The organism is Psychrobacter sp. Pi2-1, assembly GCF_904846645.1.
GTDB lineage: Bacteria > Pseudomonadota > Gammaproteobacteria > Pseudomonadales > Moraxellaceae > Psychrobacter.
In genome coordinates, this window is record NZ_CAJHBO010000006.1 from 122,052 (window position 1) to 142,263 (window position 20,212).

12 protein-coding genes are annotated in these 20,212 nt (G+C 43.2%); 1 reads left to right on the forward strand and 11 read right to left on the reverse strand.

The window, feature by feature from the left end; genetic code table 11:
• Positions 1–78 precede the first annotated feature (78 nt).
• The 10 genes from clpA to JMX91_RS05500 all read right to left on the reverse strand — a co-directional run bounded on the left by clpA (position 79) and on the right by JMX91_RS05500 (position 14,548).
• Positions 79–2,610 (reverse strand): ATP-dependent Clp protease ATP-binding subunit ClpA, encoded by a 2,532-nt coding sequence (gene clpA, locus JMX91_RS05455; RefSeq protein WP_201548036.1) that lies wholly within the window; start codon positions 2,608–2,610, stop codon positions 79–81.
• Between the two features lie 636 nt (positions 2,611–3,246).
• Positions 3,247–3,642 carry an ATP-dependent Clp protease adaptor ClpS gene (locus tag JMX91_RS05460; RefSeq protein ID WP_101206289.1) on the reverse strand — a complete coding sequence of 132 codons (396 nt, stop codon included), beginning with the start codon at positions 3,640–3,642 and terminating at the stop codon, positions 3,247–3,249.
• A 166-nt stretch (positions 3,643–3,808) separates the two neighbouring features.
• Positions 3,809–4,675, reverse strand: coding sequence for a hypothetical protein (locus tag JMX91_RS05465; protein ID WP_201548037.1), 867 nt, complete (start codon positions 4,673–4,675; stop codon positions 3,809–3,811).
• A gap of 103 nt (positions 4,676–4,778) precedes the next feature.
• A complete protein-coding gene (gene argC / locus JMX91_RS05470; protein ID WP_201548038.1) occupies positions 4,779–5,846 on the reverse strand; it encodes an N-acetyl-gamma-glutamyl-phosphate reductase in 1,068 nt (355 codons plus the stop codon).
• A gap of 126 nt (positions 5,847–5,972) precedes the next feature.
• Positions 5,973–7,109 (reverse strand): uroporphyrinogen decarboxylase, encoded by a 1,137-nt coding sequence (gene hemE / locus JMX91_RS05475; RefSeq protein WP_191114928.1) that lies wholly within the window; start codon positions 7,107–7,109, stop codon positions 5,973–5,975.
• Positions 7,110–7,201: 92 nt separating this feature from the next.
• Positions 7,202–8,374, reverse strand: coding sequence for a glutamate 5-kinase (gene proB / locus JMX91_RS05480; protein ID WP_201548039.1), 1,173 nt, complete (start codon positions 8,372–8,374; stop codon positions 7,202–7,204).
• 77 nt (positions 8,375–8,451) lie between these two features.
• A complete protein-coding gene (gene cgtA / locus JMX91_RS05485) occupies positions 8,452–9,657 on the reverse strand; it encodes an Obg family GTPase CgtA (protein ID WP_201548040.1) in 1,206 nt (401 codons plus the stop codon).
• Between the two features lie 288 nt (positions 9,658–9,945).
• Positions 9,946–11,388: a glyceraldehyde-3-phosphate dehydrogenase gene (locus JMX91_RS05490; protein WP_201548041.1), complete on the reverse strand. Its 1,443-nt coding sequence runs from the start codon at positions 11,386–11,388 to the stop codon at positions 9,946–9,948.
• 353 nt (positions 11,389–11,741) lie between these two features.
• Positions 11,742–12,974 carry a lipocalin family protein gene (locus JMX91_RS05495; RefSeq protein WP_201548042.1) on the reverse strand — a complete coding sequence of 411 codons (1,233 nt, stop codon included), beginning with the start codon at positions 12,972–12,974 and terminating at the stop codon, positions 11,742–11,744.
• 449 nt (positions 12,975–13,423) lie between these two features.
• The gene (locus JMX91_RS05500) at positions 13,424–14,548 is read right to left on the reverse strand and encodes an NUDIX domain-containing protein (protein WP_201548043.1); all 1,125 of its coding nucleotides are present in this window, start codon (positions 14,546–14,548) and stop codon (positions 13,424–13,426) included.
• Between the two features lie 299 nt (positions 14,549–14,847).
• On the opposite strand from JMX91_RS05500, the gene hemP reads away from it, so the two are divergent.
• Positions 14,848–15,006, forward strand: coding sequence for a hemin uptake protein HemP (hemP, locus tag JMX91_RS05505; protein WP_227672156.1), 159 nt, complete (start codon positions 14,848–14,850; stop codon positions 15,004–15,006).
• A gap of 151 nt (positions 15,007–15,157) precedes the next feature.
• Here hemP and JMX91_RS05510 read toward each other — a convergent pair whose 3' ends face one another.
• On the reverse strand, positions 15,158–20,152 hold the full coding sequence (locus JMX91_RS05510) for a translocation/assembly module TamB domain-containing protein (RefSeq protein WP_201548044.1): 4,995 nt from the start codon (positions 20,150–20,152) through the stop codon (positions 15,158–15,160).
• Positions 20,153–20,212: the final 60 nt, after the last annotated feature.

The following is a 20,212-nucleotide window of genomic DNA, read 5'->3' on the forward strand; positions in this document are numbered from 1 at the left end:
GTTGATGAATTATAGCAATAAAAAAACGGCTACCGCAGTAGTACGGTAGCCGTTTTTTTGACATCAACATTAAACAACTTAACTGGCTAAAGACTCAGAGTCAGGTTGTGGTTCATGAGTTTCAACAACTGTCAGAATAATACGACTATCAGCTGAGCCTTTGTCTGATACCTTATCAAGCTTCATTGTATCATTCTCTTGGGAATCATCGACTTTAGGCTCTAAGGTCAGGTGTACGACACCGCCATTGACCAAATCACCAAACAAAATCATACTTGCCAATGGTTTTTTGATTTCATCCTGAATCAGACGTTGCATCGGACGTGCACCCATTAGACGGTCATAGCCTTTATCTGCCAAGTAGTCACGTACATCATCATCAATCTCTAATGTCACTTGCTTATCATCAAGCTGTACTTGTAATTCAACCAAGAACTTATCGACAACTGATACAACAACTGACGTATCTAGAGGGTTAAACTGAATAATGGCGTCTAGGCGATTACGGAACTCTGGCGTGAAGACACGTTTCAGTGACTCTGTGTTATCACGGCTATGGTCTTGCTGCGTGAAGCCCATTGACGAGCGACTGATACTATCCGCACCAACGTTCGTTGTCATAATAACGATGACCTGTTTAAAGATTGCCACACGACCATTATTATCAGTCAATGTACCATGATCCATTACTTGTAATAACAAGTTGAAGACATCTGGATGCGCCTTTTCAATCTCATCAAGCAATAGTACACAATGTGGATGCTGATTGATTTTTTCGGTGAGTAAGCCGCCTTGATCATAGCCAACATAACCTGGAGGCGCACCGATCAAGCGTGATGCCGTGTGCGCTTCCATATACTCTGACATATCGAAGCGTACTAACTCTACACCTAGCAAGTTGGCTAGCTGACGTGACACTTCTGTTTTACCCACACCAGTCGGACCTGCAAACATAAACGAACCGATTGGCTTATCTGGTGCTTTTAATCCTGCACGTGATAGCTTGATAGCATCAGCCAACGTAGCAATCGCCTCATCTTGACCAAATACCAAGTGCTTTAGATCTCGATCTAAGTGTTCAAGGATACTCTTGTCATCACTCGATACAGATTTGGGTGGAATACGTGCCAGTTTAGCAATAATAGCTTCAATATCAGCCACATCGATTTTCATCGGTGGCTTTTGACCTTTTGATAACTTCACACCATCTGCTGATTTAGCACTATCGCTTGCTTTCGCAGTCGCTACTTCATCCTGCATTTCATTATCTGTATCACCATCGATATCAGCATCAATCTGCGCATCAAAATCTTGCTCTAAGTCAGCAATGAAACTTTCTTCCGCTTCGATATCATCGACATCAGGCACCACACCTAAGCGCTTATATGCACCTGCTTCGTCAATCACGTCAATAGCTTTGTCAGGTAAAAAACGCTCATGAATATGTTTGGCTGATAACTGTACCGCTGTGACCAACGCTTCATCCGTATACTCAACATTATGGAATTCTTCATAACGAGGTTTCAGACCGCGTAGGATATCGATGGTGTCATCCACACTAGGTTCTTTGACATCGATTTTTTGGAAACGACGCGACAATGCATGGTCTTTTTCAAATACTTGGCGATACTCAGTAAAGGTTGTTGAACCGATACAACGTAGCTCACCGTTGGCAAGTGCAGGCTTAATCAAATTAGACACATCCATATTGCTGCTCATAGACGAACCAGCACCAATAATCATATGAATCTCATCGATGAAAAGAATAGCATTTGGTTTTTTCTTTAGTGCATCAAGCAATGACTTCATGCGTTTTTCAAAGTCACCGCGATACTTAGTTCCCGCAATCAGTGAACCGATATCAAGGCTGTAAATCACGCAACCGTTAAGTGGCTTTGGTGCTTTATCGTTAATAATTAACCATGCCAGACCTTCAGCGATAGAGGTTTTACCTACACCAGGCTCACCTACTAGCAATGGGTTATTTTTACGACGACGGCACAGTACTTGGGCAGCACGTTCAATTTCAGAAGCACGTCCAATCAAAGGATCGGTTTTACCTTCAGCAGCTCGCTGGTTTAGATTGGTCGCAAATTCAACTAAGGGATCTTTACTGGTCTTTTCAGAGGCACTACGACGCTCAGTGCCTGCAGAACCGCGTGATTCAGAAGGCTCTTCTTTATCTTGGCCGTGTGATAAATACTGGGTTAACTCAAGGCGACTGATGCCTTGTTTTTTAAGCAGGTAGACAGCATAGGTATCATGTTCTGAAAACATAGAGACCAAAATATCAGACCCTTCCACCAGACGACCACCACCGATCGACTGCACGTGAAAAATAGCACGCTGCAAGATACGATCAAAGCTTTGAGTCGGCTGCGGTGACTGTTCTGTATCAGCATCGATGGTTGGCGTGTGTTTATTAATATAAATCTCAAGCTCAGTACGCAACGCCGAGACATTAGCATTACAAGCAGTCAACGTATTGGCAGCATGAGTGTTTTCTAATAAGGCCAAAAGCAAGTGTTCAACAGTGAGATACTCATGCGATTTTTGGCGCGCAAGCGTCATTGCTAAACGTAGAGAAACTTCAAGATGACGACTTAACATAACAACTTCCTACGGTTATATCTATCTTTATAATTGATAGTTTTATGAATGAGTTAGTAAGTAAATCAGGGCGGTAGATGAATTGTTCAAGGGCTATATTCGTATTATTAGAAGTCATGAATAAATGAGGTGAGCGGTAGACTATTGATTAAATACTATAATCTCGCTATCAGCCAACAGTAATCATAACTATCAATGGCCGCTTTTCTTTATATCAACACGATACTTCAACGGAGTCAATCTATTAACACAGACTAAAATGTATCAAAGCGTGCTACAAGCTAGTAGCGACAACCTTAATAACGAATATTAAATGTTGAAAAACTGATTAGATAGAAAGAGAGATTGATATTTGAAAAGCTAGAAATGACGTGGTTTTAGCAAATTCAACGGAGATACTTAGTCTAAAACTATTGAATAGACTGTTTAATAGATAGGGTTATTTGCTATAGAAATCAATGCTATATGGATAATAAAACTATTTTAAGAGTCAAATTTCGTATATAAGAGGGGTGACTGGAAAGTCAAAAAAGCTCACTATAAAGGTGAGCTCTGGTATGAATTATTTAAAAGTACAAAATATTAGATAAAGCTTTAATAGAGCCATATATCAGTATAAAAAATTAATAAATTGCTCTACTCGCCTTGGTGTGGTTCGATTTGGGTCAATAACGGATAACCTTCACGATGTGCCAGACTATTTACTTTTTTGGCCTTAGTCTCGGCGATATCTTTGGGATAAATGCCAGCAATACCTTTGCTGCTATTATGAATAGTCAGCATAATCTCGACCGCAGAATCCATACTATGACGAAATTCTGACTGCAATATGTATACAACAAACTCCATCGGCGTGTAGTTGTCATTGTACATAACGACCGCATACATAGGCGGTTTGGCTACTTCAGGCTCTGCGACCAATACATCTGCTTGCGGTGACGTTTCACCATCGGTATCACCGTCTTGTGCACGATGAGCAGGCATATTGGGAAAGTGCCAATCAGCAACCGTTGGCGTGGCTTGTGATATCATTTTTTTCATCATAATCAAAATATAATTATAAGGTAAGTTTAAGATAGAAGATGTTGTTAAGGCAGGCAATAAGGCATGGTATAAAGCACAACCACTAAATAGGGCTATTGTGCTTCGATTTCAACCACAGCATCGTCACTGAGTATTTCAATAAGACATGAGGTAATTAAGGTACGATAGGACTTTCATCAACTTCTGGTAAATCTAAAAGCGATGGTAGCATGTTATCCACACTATCACCGAGCTTCCAGTCATACAATTGCTCTACTTTCTGACCACCAGCTTGCAAAGTCAGCTTGGCTTGCAATGGTCTAAAGCCTGATGGCATTACAAAGCGACCACGTATCCGAACGATACCTTCGATCATATGGTATGCAGGGTCAAGAGGTACTTCTACAAGGTCATCATTGTTAAGTAGCGTCAATACAGGCCTCAAGCGTTTGGCTTGACCATCGCTACTGAGCATCCCAATATCAAAACCATACTCAAAAGCATTTTCAGGTAGTGGCGAAATTTTGGCACCTAATACCTGTAAAGGCATACCACCTTTCTCACGGATGACATCTGAATATAGCTCATTGAGCTGTGACACTTGTTTATTTTCTACTGCTAATTCTTGCTGGCTTTCACGCAGTTCTTTTAAATTAGCCAAACTGATAGCCAGTTCTTGTTTGGCAGTTGCCGCTTGGTTAGTAGCTATCTTATTGCTAAGGCGCAAATCTTCTAGCGCTTGTGTCGCTTCAGTGCTATCGATGATTGCTTGCTTGGCTTTTGTTTCCATCGAATGAAGGCCACGTTGGTAGCCAAGCTTATGACCGAATACCAGCCCAACCACCGCTGTCACTAATACGGCTACAACAAACAATGCCAGTACCAATGTAGAAGCGCCACGTTGTGAGCTAGCTATACCACTTATAGGAACATTGTTATTTCTAAAGGAATGCTGTTTGCGCTCCAAGCTAGGTATGACCGACTCTTTGCACGATAGACGTGCTGGCTGTGAGCAAAAGCGTAGTGCGAGCTGAAAACGCATTTAGACAGTATCTCTTAAGGGTAAGGGCAAGTCATTATAGCCGAATTTATAATCAATACCTAGCACCGAAAATGTGAATGATTGGAATATGAAGTCGTTGATATTAAGGAACAATCGGTGCAAAGTTCAGTCCCATTGACTCATCAAAACCGAACATCACATTCATGTTTTGCACAGCCTGCCCAGCAGCACCTTTGACTAAGTTATCTTGAACGACGATAACTGTTAGCTCAGCACGCTCATTATCCTGATGTATGGCAATACGTAGACGGTTACTAGCACGAACACTACGCGTATCTGGATAAAGGCCTTTTGGCATGACATCAACAAACAACTCTGACGCATAGCTATTCTCAAACGCTTGCTGCCAGTCGATAGCCGCACCAGCATCGGTCAGTTCCATGTGAATAGAGCTGAGCATGCCACGAATCATCGGTACTAAATGGGGCAAAAAACGAATGCGATGCGCGAACTGACTGTCTAATAACTGTGCAACACCCTGTTCAATCTCAGGTAAATGACGATGGCCTTCGACGCTATAAGCCTTAAAGCTATCCGTTGTCTCAGCATAGTTAAGTGCAAGTGATGCTTGACGGCCTGCACCAGACACACCAGATTTTGCATCAATTACAATACGAGACTCAATCAAACGCTCTTCTTGCTTATTCTGGGCTTCGATAATTGGTTTTAGACCCAAAATCGCAGTGGTTGGATAACAGCCTGGGTTGCCTACTAGTAACGCATTCGCAAGCTTGTCACGATTGATTTCTGGTAGGCCATAGACTGCTGTTTTCAACAGTTCAGGACAAGCATGTGACTGCTTGTACCAATGCTCAAAGTCAGTCAGTGACTGCAAACGAAAGTCAGCAGCCAAATCGATAACCTTGACGCCAGCTTGTGTCAGCGCTTCAGCTTGCTTCATTGCAACACCGTGCGGCGTCGCAAAAAATACAACATCACATTTTTGCAATGCAGCAAGCGTATTATCACCCAAGTCGCTAAAAACGATGTCAGACACACCGCGTAAGCTTGGGAAGATTTCATCAGCACGAGTGCCAGCTTCGCTACGAGAAGTTAATAAATCAATAGAAACCTCAGGATGAGCAGATAATAGGCGAATAAGCTCAATACCCGTATAGCCTGTACCACCGACGATCGCTGCTGAAATCATAAAACACCCTTTTCTTGGTAAATACTCAATATGCACTGATAGATTCTATATTTGCCTGTAATGCGTGTAGTTCTACAAATCATGCAATTCTACAAATACAGAATCACTCCCTAAATATTCTGACTGTTAAATTTTATAGTCGTGTACTGCATCTACAAACACTTTGGCGTTGTCAGGGTTAACCCATTGGGTGATACCATGACCTAAGTTTGCTATGTAACCAGTCTTTTCACCATCAGCGTAAGCACGGTCAAGCATGGCGTTCACTTCCGAACGGATAGTTGCAGGCGAACCATATAACGTCGCTGGATCTAAGTTACCTTGGATAGCTTTGCTGCTTTGCAGTTTTTTATGCTTTTTGGTTAATTGACGCTGACTTTCAGTCAATACTTGACGTGCACGATCAATCGGCATCGTCCAGTCTAGACCTAGCACATCTGCTTCGCTGTCAGCCTGAATATCAAGCCATAACCCACCACCTTTAGTGAATAGCACTACAGGTACTTGTGGATGACGTTCCTTTAGTTCGGCGACAATACGTTTATTATAAATGTGTGAAAATTCGATAAATTGACGATGGCCTAACGCCCCGCCCCAACTATCAAATATCTGTACAATTTGAGCACCAGCGACGATTTGGGCATCTAAATAATCAATAACTGACGTCGCAAGCTTGTCTAATAACTGATGTAGAAAATCAGGGTTACTATACAAAAAGCCTTTGGTATAACGATAATCTTTCGAGCTACCGCCCTCTATCATATAAGTAGCCAACGTCCACGGACTACCAGAAAATCCAAACAATGGCACTTGACCATTCAATGCTTTACGAATGCTGGTTACAGCTCGCATTACATAGTCTAGAGAGTCGTTTGGCTCAAGCACTGGCAATCTATCAAGATCAGCCTGCTCACGAATAGGATGTTTGAACTTAGGGCCTTCACCCGTTTCGAAATACAAGCCCAGTCCCATCGCATCAGGGATAGTTAGAATATCACTAAACAAGATAGCAGCATCTAAATCATAACGGCGCAATGGCTGTAGAGTCACTTCAGTAGCCCGGTCTGTATCTTTGCACAGGCTCATAAAGTCACCCGCTTCAGCACGAGTGGCTTTATATTCTGGTAAATAGCGACCAGCTTGGCGCATCATCCATACCGGTGTGGTATCGATGGGCTCAAAACGTAATGCACGTAGCAATCTATCATTTTTTAAAGGTGCAAACTGTTGCTGAACCGAGTTACTACCGTCTGAAGCACTCATTTACAAATCTCCAAAACAGCACAATATCCATATTTATAAATGGATATTGTGCTGGATAAAATAAGTTGAATAAAAAAGGTTATACGAAAGCGCTATACAGTTAATGCAAGATTGTCGCGGTGTACCATGACGACACGCTCTTCGCTACTACCAAAGATCTTATCGAACTGTTCAGTACGCTCACGAGCGACGCGGCGCGCATCATTCGATGAGAAGTTTACCTGCCCAACGGCAATACGTTCGCCAGTATCTTGATGTATGATTTCTACCACATCACCCTCATCAAATCCGCCCTGCACTTCTACAACACCCACTGGTAATAAACTTCTATTGTGCTCAGTCAATGCTCTTGCAGCGCCTGCATCAACGACCAAGCTACCTGACATCCGCAGATGCGCAGCTAGCCACTGTTTACGCGCGATAATTTTATCTTCGTCATTAGTCGTCAGTAACGTACCTACAGCCTCACCTGATACCACACGAGTGATAACATCATCGATAGCACCGCTGACGATAACGGTAGGACAGCCACCCATTGCCGCAAGGCGTCCAGCACGGATTTTGGTCAACATACCACCGCGTCCAAGCTTACCGCCGTCTCCTGCAATATCAAATAAATAATCAGCCATTGCACGTTCTTGACGAATCATCTTAGCGTCAGGATTATCACGTGGGTTATCAGTGAAGACACCTTCTTGATCGGTTAAGATAATGTACAAATCAGCATTAACCATTGCGGCTGCCATCGCACCCAAGGTATCGTTATCGCCAAATTTAATCTCATCAATCGTAATGGTATCGTTTTCATTGATAACAGGTAGTACGCGCCATTCTAATAACTGTGTCAGCGCACCCGTCGTGTTGAGGTAACGGCTACGATTAGACAAATCATCATGAGTTAGCAGTAGCTGCGAGCTTTGAATGCCATGCTGAATCAAAGCTGACCACCATGTTTCAATCAACCCCATTTGACCAATAGAAGCACAGGCTTGTAGTGCTGCTAGTTTTTTGGGGCGTTCCTCAAGGTTCATACGTACCACACCTTCAGCAACGGCACCTGATGATACTAGCAGTACCTCAACGCCTTTTTTGTGCAGCTTAGCAATTTGCTTTGCCCACTCATATATGGCAGTACGATCCAGCCCTCGACCGTTATTGGTTAATAGTGATGAACCAATTTTGACAATAACGCGCTGAATATCAAAGTTGCGAGTTTGCTCAACAAATCTTGCTTCTTCCATCGTGTTTGCTATGTCATCTGCCATATAAACTCCTTTTTTCATATCAATTGATTGTAGGGATTAAATTCACAATTCAAGTATAACTGCTCAAGCATACTAGCTTAAGGAACGTACATTACCTCAACACCATCATCATCATCGTCGTCAAAATCAGACGCATCCAAGCCCTCACGCGCCGCTTTACGAGCTGCACGATACGCTTCACGCTGCGCTTCAGTGTTAAGACGTACTTCAGCTTCTAAACGCTCAAAACGTTCTTTTTGTGCTTCAGCGAAGATAGGATCTTCTAGTTCACGCTCACGCTCAAGTTCGATATCATTCATTAGATGATACTTGACCGCATCAACGCCTTCACCAGTTAGCGTTGCCGTACGGAAGACCATACCAGTCCAACCAAGCTCTGCGACGATATGAGTACAAAGCGCATTCAAATCTTCATCATTGACCTGATCGATTTTGTTTAATACCAAAATCTGCGGTAAGTTGGCTAATTCAGGAGAAAAACGCTCAAGCTCATTTAAAATAACACGAGCATTCTCAACTGGGTCGCTGCCATCAACAGGCTTAACATCAACTAAGTGTAGTAGACGACGTGTACGCGCAACATGCTTCAAGAAGCGAATACCAAGTCCTGCGCCTTCTGATGCACCTTCAATAAGACCAGGAATATCTGCCATCACGAACGAACGATGACGACCAATATCGACCACACCCAAGTTTGGCACTAGGGTGGTAAACGGATAATCAGCCACTTTTGGTCTAGCAGCAGAGACTTGACGGATAAAGGTCGATTTACCAGCATTAGGCAAACCAATCAAACCAACATCAGCCACTACTTTTAGCTCAAACTTAAGAACTTTTAACTCACCTTCAAAACCTGACGTCGCTTTACGCGGCGCTTGGTTGGTCGAGCTTTTGAAATGGGTATTACCCAGACCACCGTCACCACCTTTAGCGACCAATAGCGTCTGGCCAATTTCAATCAAATCACCGAGTACTTCATCAGTTTCGGTATCCACGACCGTTGTACCAACTGGTACTGGTAAATACAAATCATCTGATCCTTTGCCTGAGCAGTTTCTGCTATGACCGTTTTCAGCGCGCATGGCATCATGACGACGCGTATAGCGATAGTCAACTAGAGTGTTGGTGTTGTCCTCTGCAATGACATAAATATCTCCGCCCTTGCCACCATCGCCACCATCCGGTCCACCACGTGGGACATACTTTTCTCGGCGAAAACTGGCGATTCCGTTGCCACCGTCACCTGCTTTTACCGTTACGACGGCTTCATCAATAAATCGCATCTTACGTTCCTTAATTCACAATCCAGTCTATGACTGGTGACAACCAGCGGTTGTATTTTGAGGTTTTGCTATATCGTTCTGACAAAATGAGCAATCTATAGAAGCTATGTTACGTCATGCCCATTATGACAATAACACCCGATAATCAATCGGACTATCGGGTGTTTAAGTATGACAGTTAAAGTCCTACCAAGCTATTCAAAGTAGCACCTGCTACAGCGCCATTCTTGTGACACGATAGCGCTACTATACTTGGTATGACGTTATTGCTCTACTGTATTTAGTAATCTATGCTGGAATCTGAGCGTAGCTGATTCCGGCCATTTGCGTCGCCAAACGCAATACCTGAGTACTATAACCTACTTCGTTGTCATACCAAACATATACGATGGCTTGGTTGTCAGTCAAAATAGTGGCTTGAGCATCAATAATACCCACATGAGTCGTACCAACGAAATCCGTTGATACCGCTTCTGTAGAATCTGTATAAGCAATCTGCGACTGCCAAGTGCTGCTATTAGCCATTTTTCGCAAGAACTCATTTAACGCATCAGCGCTTGCTGGAGCAGTTTTCAGATTCACGTTCAATATTGCTAGGCTGACGTTTGGTGTTGGTACACGAATAGCGTTACCCGTTAGCTTACCGTTTAGTTCTGGCAATGCTTTACCAACGGCTTTTGCAGCGCCAGTACTAGTGATAACCATGTTCATCACCGCACTACGACCACGGCGGTCAGCTTTATGATAGTTATCAACCAAGTTCTGATCATTGGTAAATGAGTGAATAGTCTCTACATGACCATTTACAATACCGTACTCATCATTTAATACATTCAACGTTGGCGTAATCGCATTGGTCGTACAGCTAGCAGCACTAACGATCGTATCATCACCAACGGTATCATTGTTCACACCATAAACGACGTTTTTGATATCACCGCCAGCAGGTGCGGTTAGTAGTACTTTTTTCACGCCAGTAGACTGCAGGTGCTTACCAAGGCCCGCTTCGTCTTTCCAGATACCCGTGTTATCGATAACAAGAGCATTGTCGATACCATAAGCAGTATAGTCGATTTCGCTTGGGTCTTTGGCATAGATAACTTGTACAAAACGACCGTTAACGATCATGCCGTTGTTATTATCATCAATGCTGATGCCGCCTAAGAATCTACCATGGATTGAGTCACGCTCAAGCAATGAGATACGCTTAGCCAAGTCACCAGCAGCAGCTGGACGTACAACGATCGCTTTTAGTTGTAGACCTTTTGCGCTTGACGCTTGTGACAATAGCAGACGAGTCAAGATACGACCGATACGGCCAAAACCGTACAGTACAACATCTGTCGCGCCATTTACAGCACCAGCGTTGTTGATAGACTGTAGAGCGGTTTGTAAGTCAGTATCATTAGCAATCAATTGACCAACATCAATACGAGTGGCTTGGATATCAGTGTTTTCTGAGATAACTTTTACCATCGCTAGAGTATCAGCGATATCGATAGCTTGGGCACCATGATCGCGTAGTGCTACTTTTTGATGCAAAGCAAGTATTTGACCAACTGAGGTAGAGTCTAGCGTTTCGCCAAACAAAGTCACTTGTACGTCTTGCTTGTTATAGAGCTTGTTTAGTAGCCCCATAAGCTCAATCGCTTGTTGCTCTTGATTGTTGTAGTTGTTCAAGTGGTCTTGATGTAATTGGCGTAAGGTATCAGCGTTGCTCACGAGAAACATCCTTATGGTCAGTAATGTATGATCAATAAAATATGAAGAAGTATAAAATAGATAGGTCGTGTATGCTCTAAATGGCGACTCTAATATGATAATCAACCACTATCAATATGGGTCATTGACACTAGAGTATTTGAATCGCCTAGATTTTAGCCTAAAACGCCTCATTTTGCCAGTAGTAACCGATTAGCTAGTGTGTATAATAGGTTTCATTCTCGTATATAGCTCTTATATATAGTTCTCATATACAGCTAGTAATAAAAATAAAGGCAGCTATATATGCTGCCTTATTCGAGACGTAATAAAATACTAATCGCTATATGGTTTAATTAAAGCAGTAAATTCAGTTACATCTATTATGGTGCTAGATTCACCGTTTGATTGCTCTGCGACGTCAATGTAAACTCTTTTAAGTCGTAGCCTTGCTGCTGAGCAATTTGACGATATTTAGTATACGTTTCCTGACTGACATTTGGCGAGCGTGCTAGTAGCCATAAGTATTTTTTATCAGGCGTCCCTACTAGCGCAGTTTTGTACTCTGCATCACGTGCTAGCACCCAATAATCAGCACGGCCGACTGGAATCCAGCGAATCCACTTCGGTAAAAACGTCACTTTTAGTTTGCTACCGCTTTCATCGACTGGCTTAGCCAAACCCTCTGCCACGATGCCTGAACCGTCCTCGCTCACACACTTGTTAGTAACCATGATTCCTGAACCGTCATCTTTTTGAGCATAGTTAGCGGTCACATCACCAGCACATTTACGTTGAAAATACATCGGCAAACGGCCGATTTCATACCAAGTACCTGCATAGGTATTTAGATCTACACTATCTACGGTAGTTGGCGTGCTTGCAGATTTATGAATAATATCACTCGGCTTAACCGATAGCATATCGGTCGTGGCCTTCTCACTCATCGCATCATCAGACATGCCATTAGTTGCCGTGTTATTAGTTGCCATGTTTACTGGCGGCGTGGCCGCATAGGCTGAGAACGCTGCTAACGGTATAATAATTGCTAAGGCAATGCCTGTATGTTTGATCAGTCCATTCATAAATATGCGCTCCGGTATTTCTTTGTAAGATGAATTATTTGTTGATGCATCACTCATTTGCTCAGCGTCGATGGCGTGTTCAGAACCCCTGTTTAGATTACCTATTTGATCCTCTAACAGACCTGACATCAATGGCTCATCTTCATTTAGCTTTTGTGGTTGCTTATTTTGCGCTGACTTATAACCAGATGATTTATAGCCACCAGCCACGTCATGATTGTCCTCATTGCTATTTGTTAGATCTTCGCTTATCTCATTGTTACTCATAGCTGACTCTTTTGCCCTAGGGCTTTTGTCGGCGCTTTTGTATCCAAAATAGCTGTCTTGCGAAGACGTGTCTTTTGCCAGATGGTGCGAATATTCGCCATTCGAGCTGTCGTGATTATAGCTAGCATCGTTACTAGCTTGGTTTGTCTGTTGTGTATCATCGCCATATTCATTGTCATTGAGCGATTGCTTAGGCTGCTGAAGTTGAGAACCAGCTGCCTGTGAATCAGTCCATGCTGACTCAGGTAACTTATTGGTTTTCATAGGAGTACCATTCTTAAATAGTGATTGTTAAAAACGCTTTATGTACGGCATCTATTTGGTCTCGTTTTCTAAAAGCCATTTGCTTTGATATAAATTATTCGTGCAAAACTTGACTCTACAAAAGCTTTTTTATTATTGTGTTTTGAGCATCACTTTTGATTAGTCATTCGTCTATAGAAATAAGATCAACGTATCGTAGATATGCAATATATATTAAGGACAACTGGACTATTAAAACAGTAGTGCAATGTAGGAAAACGCAACGGTTTGTAAGTAACTATGGGGTTTGAGTGTTGTTTGAACACATCATAACCACACAGTTACTTGCTGGATAACTAAGTTAAAAATCAGTTATTTGAACTTACTAAGCTTAATACGCACGTCTAATACGGGTCACATTCAGGCAAATGACACGATGGATTCCCTATAGCTTTTTTGAGTCATGCGGATTATATAAACTGACGAATACCTGCCACACTGATACCGCCATACTGCAATGCTTGGTTGAGCATAGCAGGTTCTAGTCCACCTAACCCAATGACAGGCATATCAGCTAAATCTGCTAACGCTGACCATGCGTCCCAACCAAGCGGTACGTCATTAGGATGCGTTTGGGTAGCGAGTACAGGCGATACGAAAGCACCAATCACTGGTGGTAATGCATTCTGTATGCGCATGCTGGCAAGTTGATTGGCTGCCGTTATGCTCGCAATGTCATGGCAGCTGACGATAAGCGGATGGTCTTCAGATAACGACTGCTTGAGAGCTGTAGAACTGCCATCCTTATCAAAGCACTGCATCAGTGTCGTTTGTGTCAGATGCTTGGCAACTTTTCGCTGGCCAATCTTTGTCTCATTAGCGGTTAGTGAGCCTTGCCCATTTAAAGGCTGCTCATTATCACTAGGTAAAATCGCTAAAATATCTGGACGTGTCGTTATCAATTGTTCAGCAAGATGCTTAGAATTTACGTCCTTCAAGCGGATATATACCCACGACTCTGATGCTAAATTTTCTTGGTGATACTGTAGCCATGCCACTGCTGCATCAGTGTATGTGCCAAAATGTGCTAGAGGATAAGTAATCGTTATCTTCGATGGGAGCTTCAACCATTCAAGTATTGTCTTATTAGCAGCGGGCAGATGATACGCTCCTGCTAAAAGCTGTGATTTGCTCACCCAAGTTAATGCCTGCCCTTCTAAACCCTGCTCACGGTGTTTATGATGCTCGTACTGCTCTGCTGTCAGCTCAATCTTATAAACCTGTAAGCTGACCTGCTTATCACCATAATCATGATGCAAACGCCCAAGCTTAACGATAGTATTATTATCAAGCAGAATACCTGTCTCTTCAGCCACTTCTCTTATCAACGCCTGCGCTGCTGACTCATCTGCTTCTATCTTTCCGCCAACGAACTCGTAACGATTTCCCTGATGCTGAGTAGCATCTCGAAACCCAAGCAAATACTGATCTTTATAATGAATGACAGCTATTGCAACATTGACGATGCTAGGTTTGTTAGTTTTCGCCTTACTGTCTTTCTTAGTTTGTGATTGTTGATTTGACCCGTCCAACATACTTATATCCTTTATTTCGGTGTTTACTCTGATTATTTTTGATAATTTAATAGTTTTTATAGGCTAGATGATTTATTTAAATTTACCGCCTAACTCATTAATTTATATGGATAAAATTTTCATTCGAGATGGTTTACGACAGCAAACTTAGATAAATTTACATAATAACTGCATTTTATTTTATCAATTGCCTTGCAAATTTATCAAATCTAAATGATAATTATTATCGTTAAAAACAATTACGCTATGGTTAGCCAATTTTTTAAGCCACTTCTTCTCAAAAGGAATTTACTATGAGCATGGTCATCTCTCGTTATTTAAACTGTCGTGAAAACCGTCTGCCTACTTTGCAATCACAACATCTATTTGCACTGACTAAAGAGGTACGTATCGAGCATGAAGGCGAAGAGTATCGACTACGCCTAACTCGCAACAATCGCTTGATTCTAACCAAGTAACGTCTATTTCAGTGATACCTTTTTCAATACTTCTATAAAAAAACGCCTTCATTATGAGGCGTTTTTTTGCATGTTATAAAACTTAAAAATAATTTTAGAAGCTCTCTCAGTTGACATCAATTAAAAAGCAGTCGTCCTCTAAATAAACAATTTAGAACTGCCAACTATAGACCACATCCACTGCATTTTCCGCTGCTGAGCTTGCTTCTACATAGATACGGCGCGTCAATTGATAACGAACAGAAAGACTGTTTTGCGCATTGAAAACACCCACACCATAACGAATGTATAAATCAGGGGTCACGTAACCTGTGACGTTGACATTTGTGTCCTCGCTACTACCTGAGGCATCGACGGTCAGACTTTGCAAGCCAAACGCTTGCCCGATTTGATTGGTCAGGCTACGAGTGCCACTCAGACCAAAGCTCAGTCCAGCGGCAGCCAGATTATTAGTCACTTGCGACTTAAACCCTTGCTCACTGATTTGTGTCGCGCTCTTATTATCGATGCGGCCCGTCACCAACGCGTTCATGGCTTGCTGCTGAGTTAGACCTGCATTGTTGAAGACGATAATATTAGGGCTTTCAGTCGTTCCTTTGACACGCAGACCAACTGTTTTTCCATTAATCGTTTTGGCTGCTTCAATACTCAAGCTCGGTTTCATCACATCACCATTGAAACGCACTTGACCATAATTCAACTCTAGGCTTTGGCCAAAAGCATTGATATTGGTACGGCGTGAGACCTGCACAACACCTCTGGCACGCATGATACCTGTGCCATTCTGAGTAACATTAATAGCACCTGCCAATGGAATGACTGCGCCAAAACCACGGAAGTTGATATCATCGCCCAAATCAACACCGATATCCGCATTGATTGACCAAGGTTTTGAGATAGCCAGTACTTCATCGATATTACCAATCAAACGACGATCTAGTACGACTGCATCCTCAGTCTGAGTGATGATATCTTCGCTGGCTTCAGGCGGACGAATGGTCGCAGACGGCACACTGATCGCCCCTTTTATATCGACATAACGGTCGCCTGGACGCACGATAATATCGATATCAGGATCAATTTCAGCAACCAGTAATGGCGGCTGAGTGATGACCAGACCTTCACCGACAATACTCAACTTGGCCTGCAGTTTTTGCTGCCAGTTGACTGTCCCTGACAATTCACCTTCACCTGTACCACTATTGAATGTGCCGTCAATAGTCGCTTGCGTGCCGCGGATTTTGGCTGCCGCATTTACTTTGGACAGATTCACGGGTAAATCAAGCATGGCTATACGGCCGTCAGAGAGTTTTACGTCGCCATAGAACTGCGGTTTGGTTAAGGTACCACCTAGACCACCCGCCATTGTGACGTTACCTCTTAGGACACGCATACCGGGGAAGAAAGGCTTAAATATCGCAAGATCAAGCTCGTTTAGCACCAATGCACCAGAGATTGGTTTAGGGTCTTTATAAGGATCGACGATCACTTCAGCATAGCCACGCGCACCGCGTCCAGTATTGATATCAGTACGCAGCTTGATACCCTCAGGCACAGACAGAGCAATGAGAGAGACACGTTTGTATGGCAAAGTCATTGATGTGCTCTCGCCATCTTGAACAAGGCCAATCTTGCCATTGTCTGAGTATAGCGTGGTATTGATAGTTGGCGGACGACCACGTTGCCATCCGACGATTGCTTTACCATTAATCTTGCCGTTCCAGTCAATATCTTCTGGTAAGAACACTGAGAATAACGACGTGTCTAAATTCTGCAACGCTACATTGACTTCACCTTGGTCTGGCGATGCCACTAATTTTTCTCGTAGACAGAGCTTGCCGGTTTGATCCGCGGCCTGCCAGCAGTGAGCGGCAAGCTGTACTTTTAGATCACGATTCTCACCACCCTGATTGTATGGTAAATTCACAATCAGCTGTGCAGGTTGCAATTGATTCAAAGTCGCATATTTAGATTTAATACGGCCTTTTCCAATGACACCTGACCAACTTAGCCTGTCTCGATCAAAACCACCTTTTAGCCTAGCACCAACATCGAGTTGCTTATTGGCCACATTGAGATCGACCACATGGGATTTTTCGGTACCATTAAAGGACGCTTTGACACTATCGAAACTTTGACCAGCAGCATCTAGACCTTCAGCCGTCACGATTAACTGGCTTGGGCTATTGGCTAAATTGACGAGCTTGCCGCGTACACGGCCTTGACGCAATATAAAGCCAGGTAGCGCGAGTCTTTCACCGACCAAATCAATATAAATAGTAGGCAGTGCTTGACCAGCTGGTTGAGACAGCGTGGCACCGCCCGTGACTTTACCAGCCAGTTGGCTAGATAGTTGGTCTAGACTGGTGATATTAATTTTGGTTTGTAGCTGTTTGGCATTGCCGTTAGCCGTGACATAGTTGTCACCCCAACGCAGCACCAGATTATTAGCGTTTAAGCTATCAATCAAAGCATTTACTTGCTTGTATTGTGCTTGCGCATCTTGGGTCTGAAGTTGTTTGAAGTAACTTGCTAAATCTTTAGGCAAACGCATTTTCGCTGATAGGCTGCCTTTGGCACTCAGTTGCTGACCTTTTAGCATGCCATTCAGATTGACTTGTTTAATATTGATGATTTGCTGCGTGTCACTCCAGCGGCCATCTGTATCAATCGTACCAGTGATAAGGCTTGGGGTGTCTTTTAGGAAATAACCAATGTTAAAACGATCCATCACCGCGTTGATATCCCATGCAACGCCTTGACGCACGTCAACGGTTCCGCTGGCATCGATGCTACCTGCCGCACCTACATGACGGAAACGGTTGATACGTATCAGCTGACTGTCACCACTGGCTTCTATATTCAGCTTACCTGCTGGCAATTGCTCGGCATCCAATATGCCGTTAAAATTTACGGCAAAGCGCTGCAATGTCCCTACGGTATTTTTACTGTTTTTGGACGCATTTTGCCACTCGCCACTGGTTTTTAGATCGCCTGTAATTATTGCTGGATTATTGGGTAAGAAATAACCCAAGTTAAACTGATCAAAACGACCATCTATATTCCAGCCGATGTTTTTACGTAAGTCGATAACACCTTTCGCATCAACTGCGCCCGCTTCACCCTTATAATTCAGCTTACGAATACTAATCAGCTTTGGCGTACCCGCAGCATCGATAGATAGGCGACCTTGTGGTACATCTGCTGTATCAATCCGACCATCAAAACGCGCATCAAATACTGACAGCTCACCACCTATGATATCGACACTGGCATCACCAGCACCAGTAATACCGATAGCACGATCCGCTTGCGTCGCATCGAGCTGCGCTTGCATATCGGTATTGTTTAAAGTAATCACGTGACGTTGTCCGCTGACACCATCTTTAGTGATATTTAGCAGTCGACCACGTGCACTTATAATACCTGTTAGGCGCTCAAGCGGTAAATCGCTACGATATTTCTTAGGGAGTAGACCTTTGGTACTGGCGTCAATCTGCCATATCAGTGGACGCTGTTTGCTCGCTAACTGAATCTGCCCTGTGCCGGATAAATCTCCTACTATGCCGTTATAATTAAGACGATTGATATCAATGACATCACCAGCCTTACGTATACGTAGATCATAGTTACCCTTGGGAGCAGCATTTAGTTCATTGATAAGGGCATTGGCATCGACTGATAGAGTCGAACCACGAACAATGACGTCCGCCTGCCCACTAGGACTGTCGATATTGCCAATATTGGGTACGTTACGGCGGGTTAAGTTTTTCCAGTTAGCATCAATATACCAAGGCGCAACCTGCTTAGATTTGGCAGAGGTTTTACCGCGAACCATATTGGCATTGATATGCTCACCATCGCGCTGACGCAAATCTGCATCGATCTGCGTATTACCAGTAGGATTCTGCTGCTGATAACGCAGTGACAGTCTACCGTTTAGAGTTTGCGGCGCATAAGCTTTAAAATCAGTATATTCAGCCGGAATAGCTTGGCGAATATCAAAGTTGCTACCCGTCGCACGCACCGTGGCCTCAAAGCTGTCTTTCCAATCTAAAATACCTTGCAACGCCAAACGTCCCGCTGGCACGTCAGCATCCAAGCGATCTATACGTAGCTGACTGTTGGCGATAACAGCGCGGCCTTGATAATGACCTGATGGAATGTCTTTAGCCGTCAATTCAGTATTGATACGCAATCGTATCTCAGAGATGACACCAGAAGCTGTGGCTGTACCGCTTTGTAGGCGAATGTTTTGACTATCGGCATAAGGGATGAGAATATCATCCCACTGTAGTTTTGCATCAAACGGCGCACCCGCATCCAGCCCCTGTACTACAAAGTCGCCTTTTACATCACTATCGTTATAACGACTACGTACTTTACCAACAGTACGTTTAAGCGTTCCCGTTGCAGAGATATTTAACGGGTCGATATAGGCTTTTTCAAGGGCGCTGACTTCCGCAATCGCACTCAAATCTAGTGGATAGTCGCCCTGTAGGTCGATCTCTCCTTGTAAGGCACTGACTTTTACGATATCAGCATACTGCAAATCACCACGGCCAACAGTCACCGTGCTACCTACCCACGTCAGGTCACGCGCCGTAATATCTTGAATAACGATAGGATCTTTGGTTACTTGCTTATAGGTGACTTTCTTAATTTTTGCTTGATCAAAACGCAAGTTTACTGGCAACTTTAAAGTTTTATAATCAAACGGTTCACCAGTAGGCGGTTTTTTATTGATAATCTCTATGGTCTGGATGTCTGCATCACTTAAATGCACTTCTTTTGCAAATACTGCACGCCAGCCTATTTTCACATAGGCTTTATCTACCAATATCTCAAGATCTTCAGTCGCTTCAATATCGATATCAGTGACCCAAATACCATCGCGCAGGTTACCGCGTCCATATTTAAAATCAATACCTGTTTCGACACTGATTTTTTCTAATATAAACTTCGTACCAGCGTCAGTCCCAGCCGCATAAAAGAATATGGCAAACATGATGGCTAGTACGATAAGTATCAATACCAGAAGTTTGAGCAAAAATGATAACGGATACCAACGCCTAACGGCACGGGCATCACGCTGTGCTGGATCTTCATCTGGAGTATTATTAGGCGGGGTATTTTCTGTCAGCATGACACTCAACTACGTTAAAAAATGAAGACCAGCAATCGGTACGATAAGTGATAATTAGAA

Bases quoted from the DNA above. Each gene is read 5' to 3' on its own strand.
- clpA (WP_201548036.1), bottom strand. From the start codon at position 2,610: ATGTTAAGTCGTCATCTTGAAGTTTCTCTACGTTTAGCAATGACGCTT.
- JMX91_RS05460 (WP_101206289.1), bottom strand. From the start codon at position 3,642: ATGATATCACAAGCCACGCCAACGGTTGCTGATTGGCACTTTCCCAAT.
- JMX91_RS05465 (WP_201548037.1), bottom strand. From the start codon at position 4,675: ATGCGTTTTCAGCTCGCACTACGCTTTTGCTCACAGCCAGCACGTCTA.
- argC (WP_201548038.1), bottom strand. From the start codon at position 5,846: ATGATTTCAGCAGCGATCGTCGGTGGTACAGGCTATACGGGTATTGAG.
- hemE (WP_191114928.1), bottom strand. From the start codon at position 7,109: ATGAGTGCTTCAGACGGTAGTAACTCGGTTCAGCAACAGTTTGCACCT.
- proB (WP_201548039.1), bottom strand. From the start codon at position 8,374: ATGGCAGATGACATAGCAAACACGATGGAAGAAGCAAGATTTGTTGAG.
- cgtA (WP_201548040.1), bottom strand. From the start codon at position 9,657: ATGCGATTTATTGATGAAGCCGTCGTAACGGTAAAAGCAGGTGACGGT.
- JMX91_RS05490 (WP_201548041.1), bottom strand. From the start codon at position 11,388: ATGTTTCTCGTGAGCAACGCTGATACCTTACGCCAATTACATCAAGAC.
- JMX91_RS05495 (WP_201548042.1), bottom strand. From the start codon at position 12,974: ATGAAAACCAATAAGTTACCTGAGTCAGCATGGACTGATTCACAGGCA.
- JMX91_RS05500 (WP_201548043.1), bottom strand. From the start codon at position 14,548: ATGTTGGACGGGTCAAATCAACAATCACAAACTAAGAAAGACAGTAAG.
- hemP (WP_227672156.1), top strand. From the start codon at position 14,848: ATGGTCATCTCTCGTTATTTAAACTGTCGTGAAAACCGTCTGCCTACT.
- JMX91_RS05510 (WP_201548044.1), bottom strand. From the start codon at position 20,152: ATGCTGACAGAAAATACCCCGCCTAATAATACTCCAGATGAAGATCCA.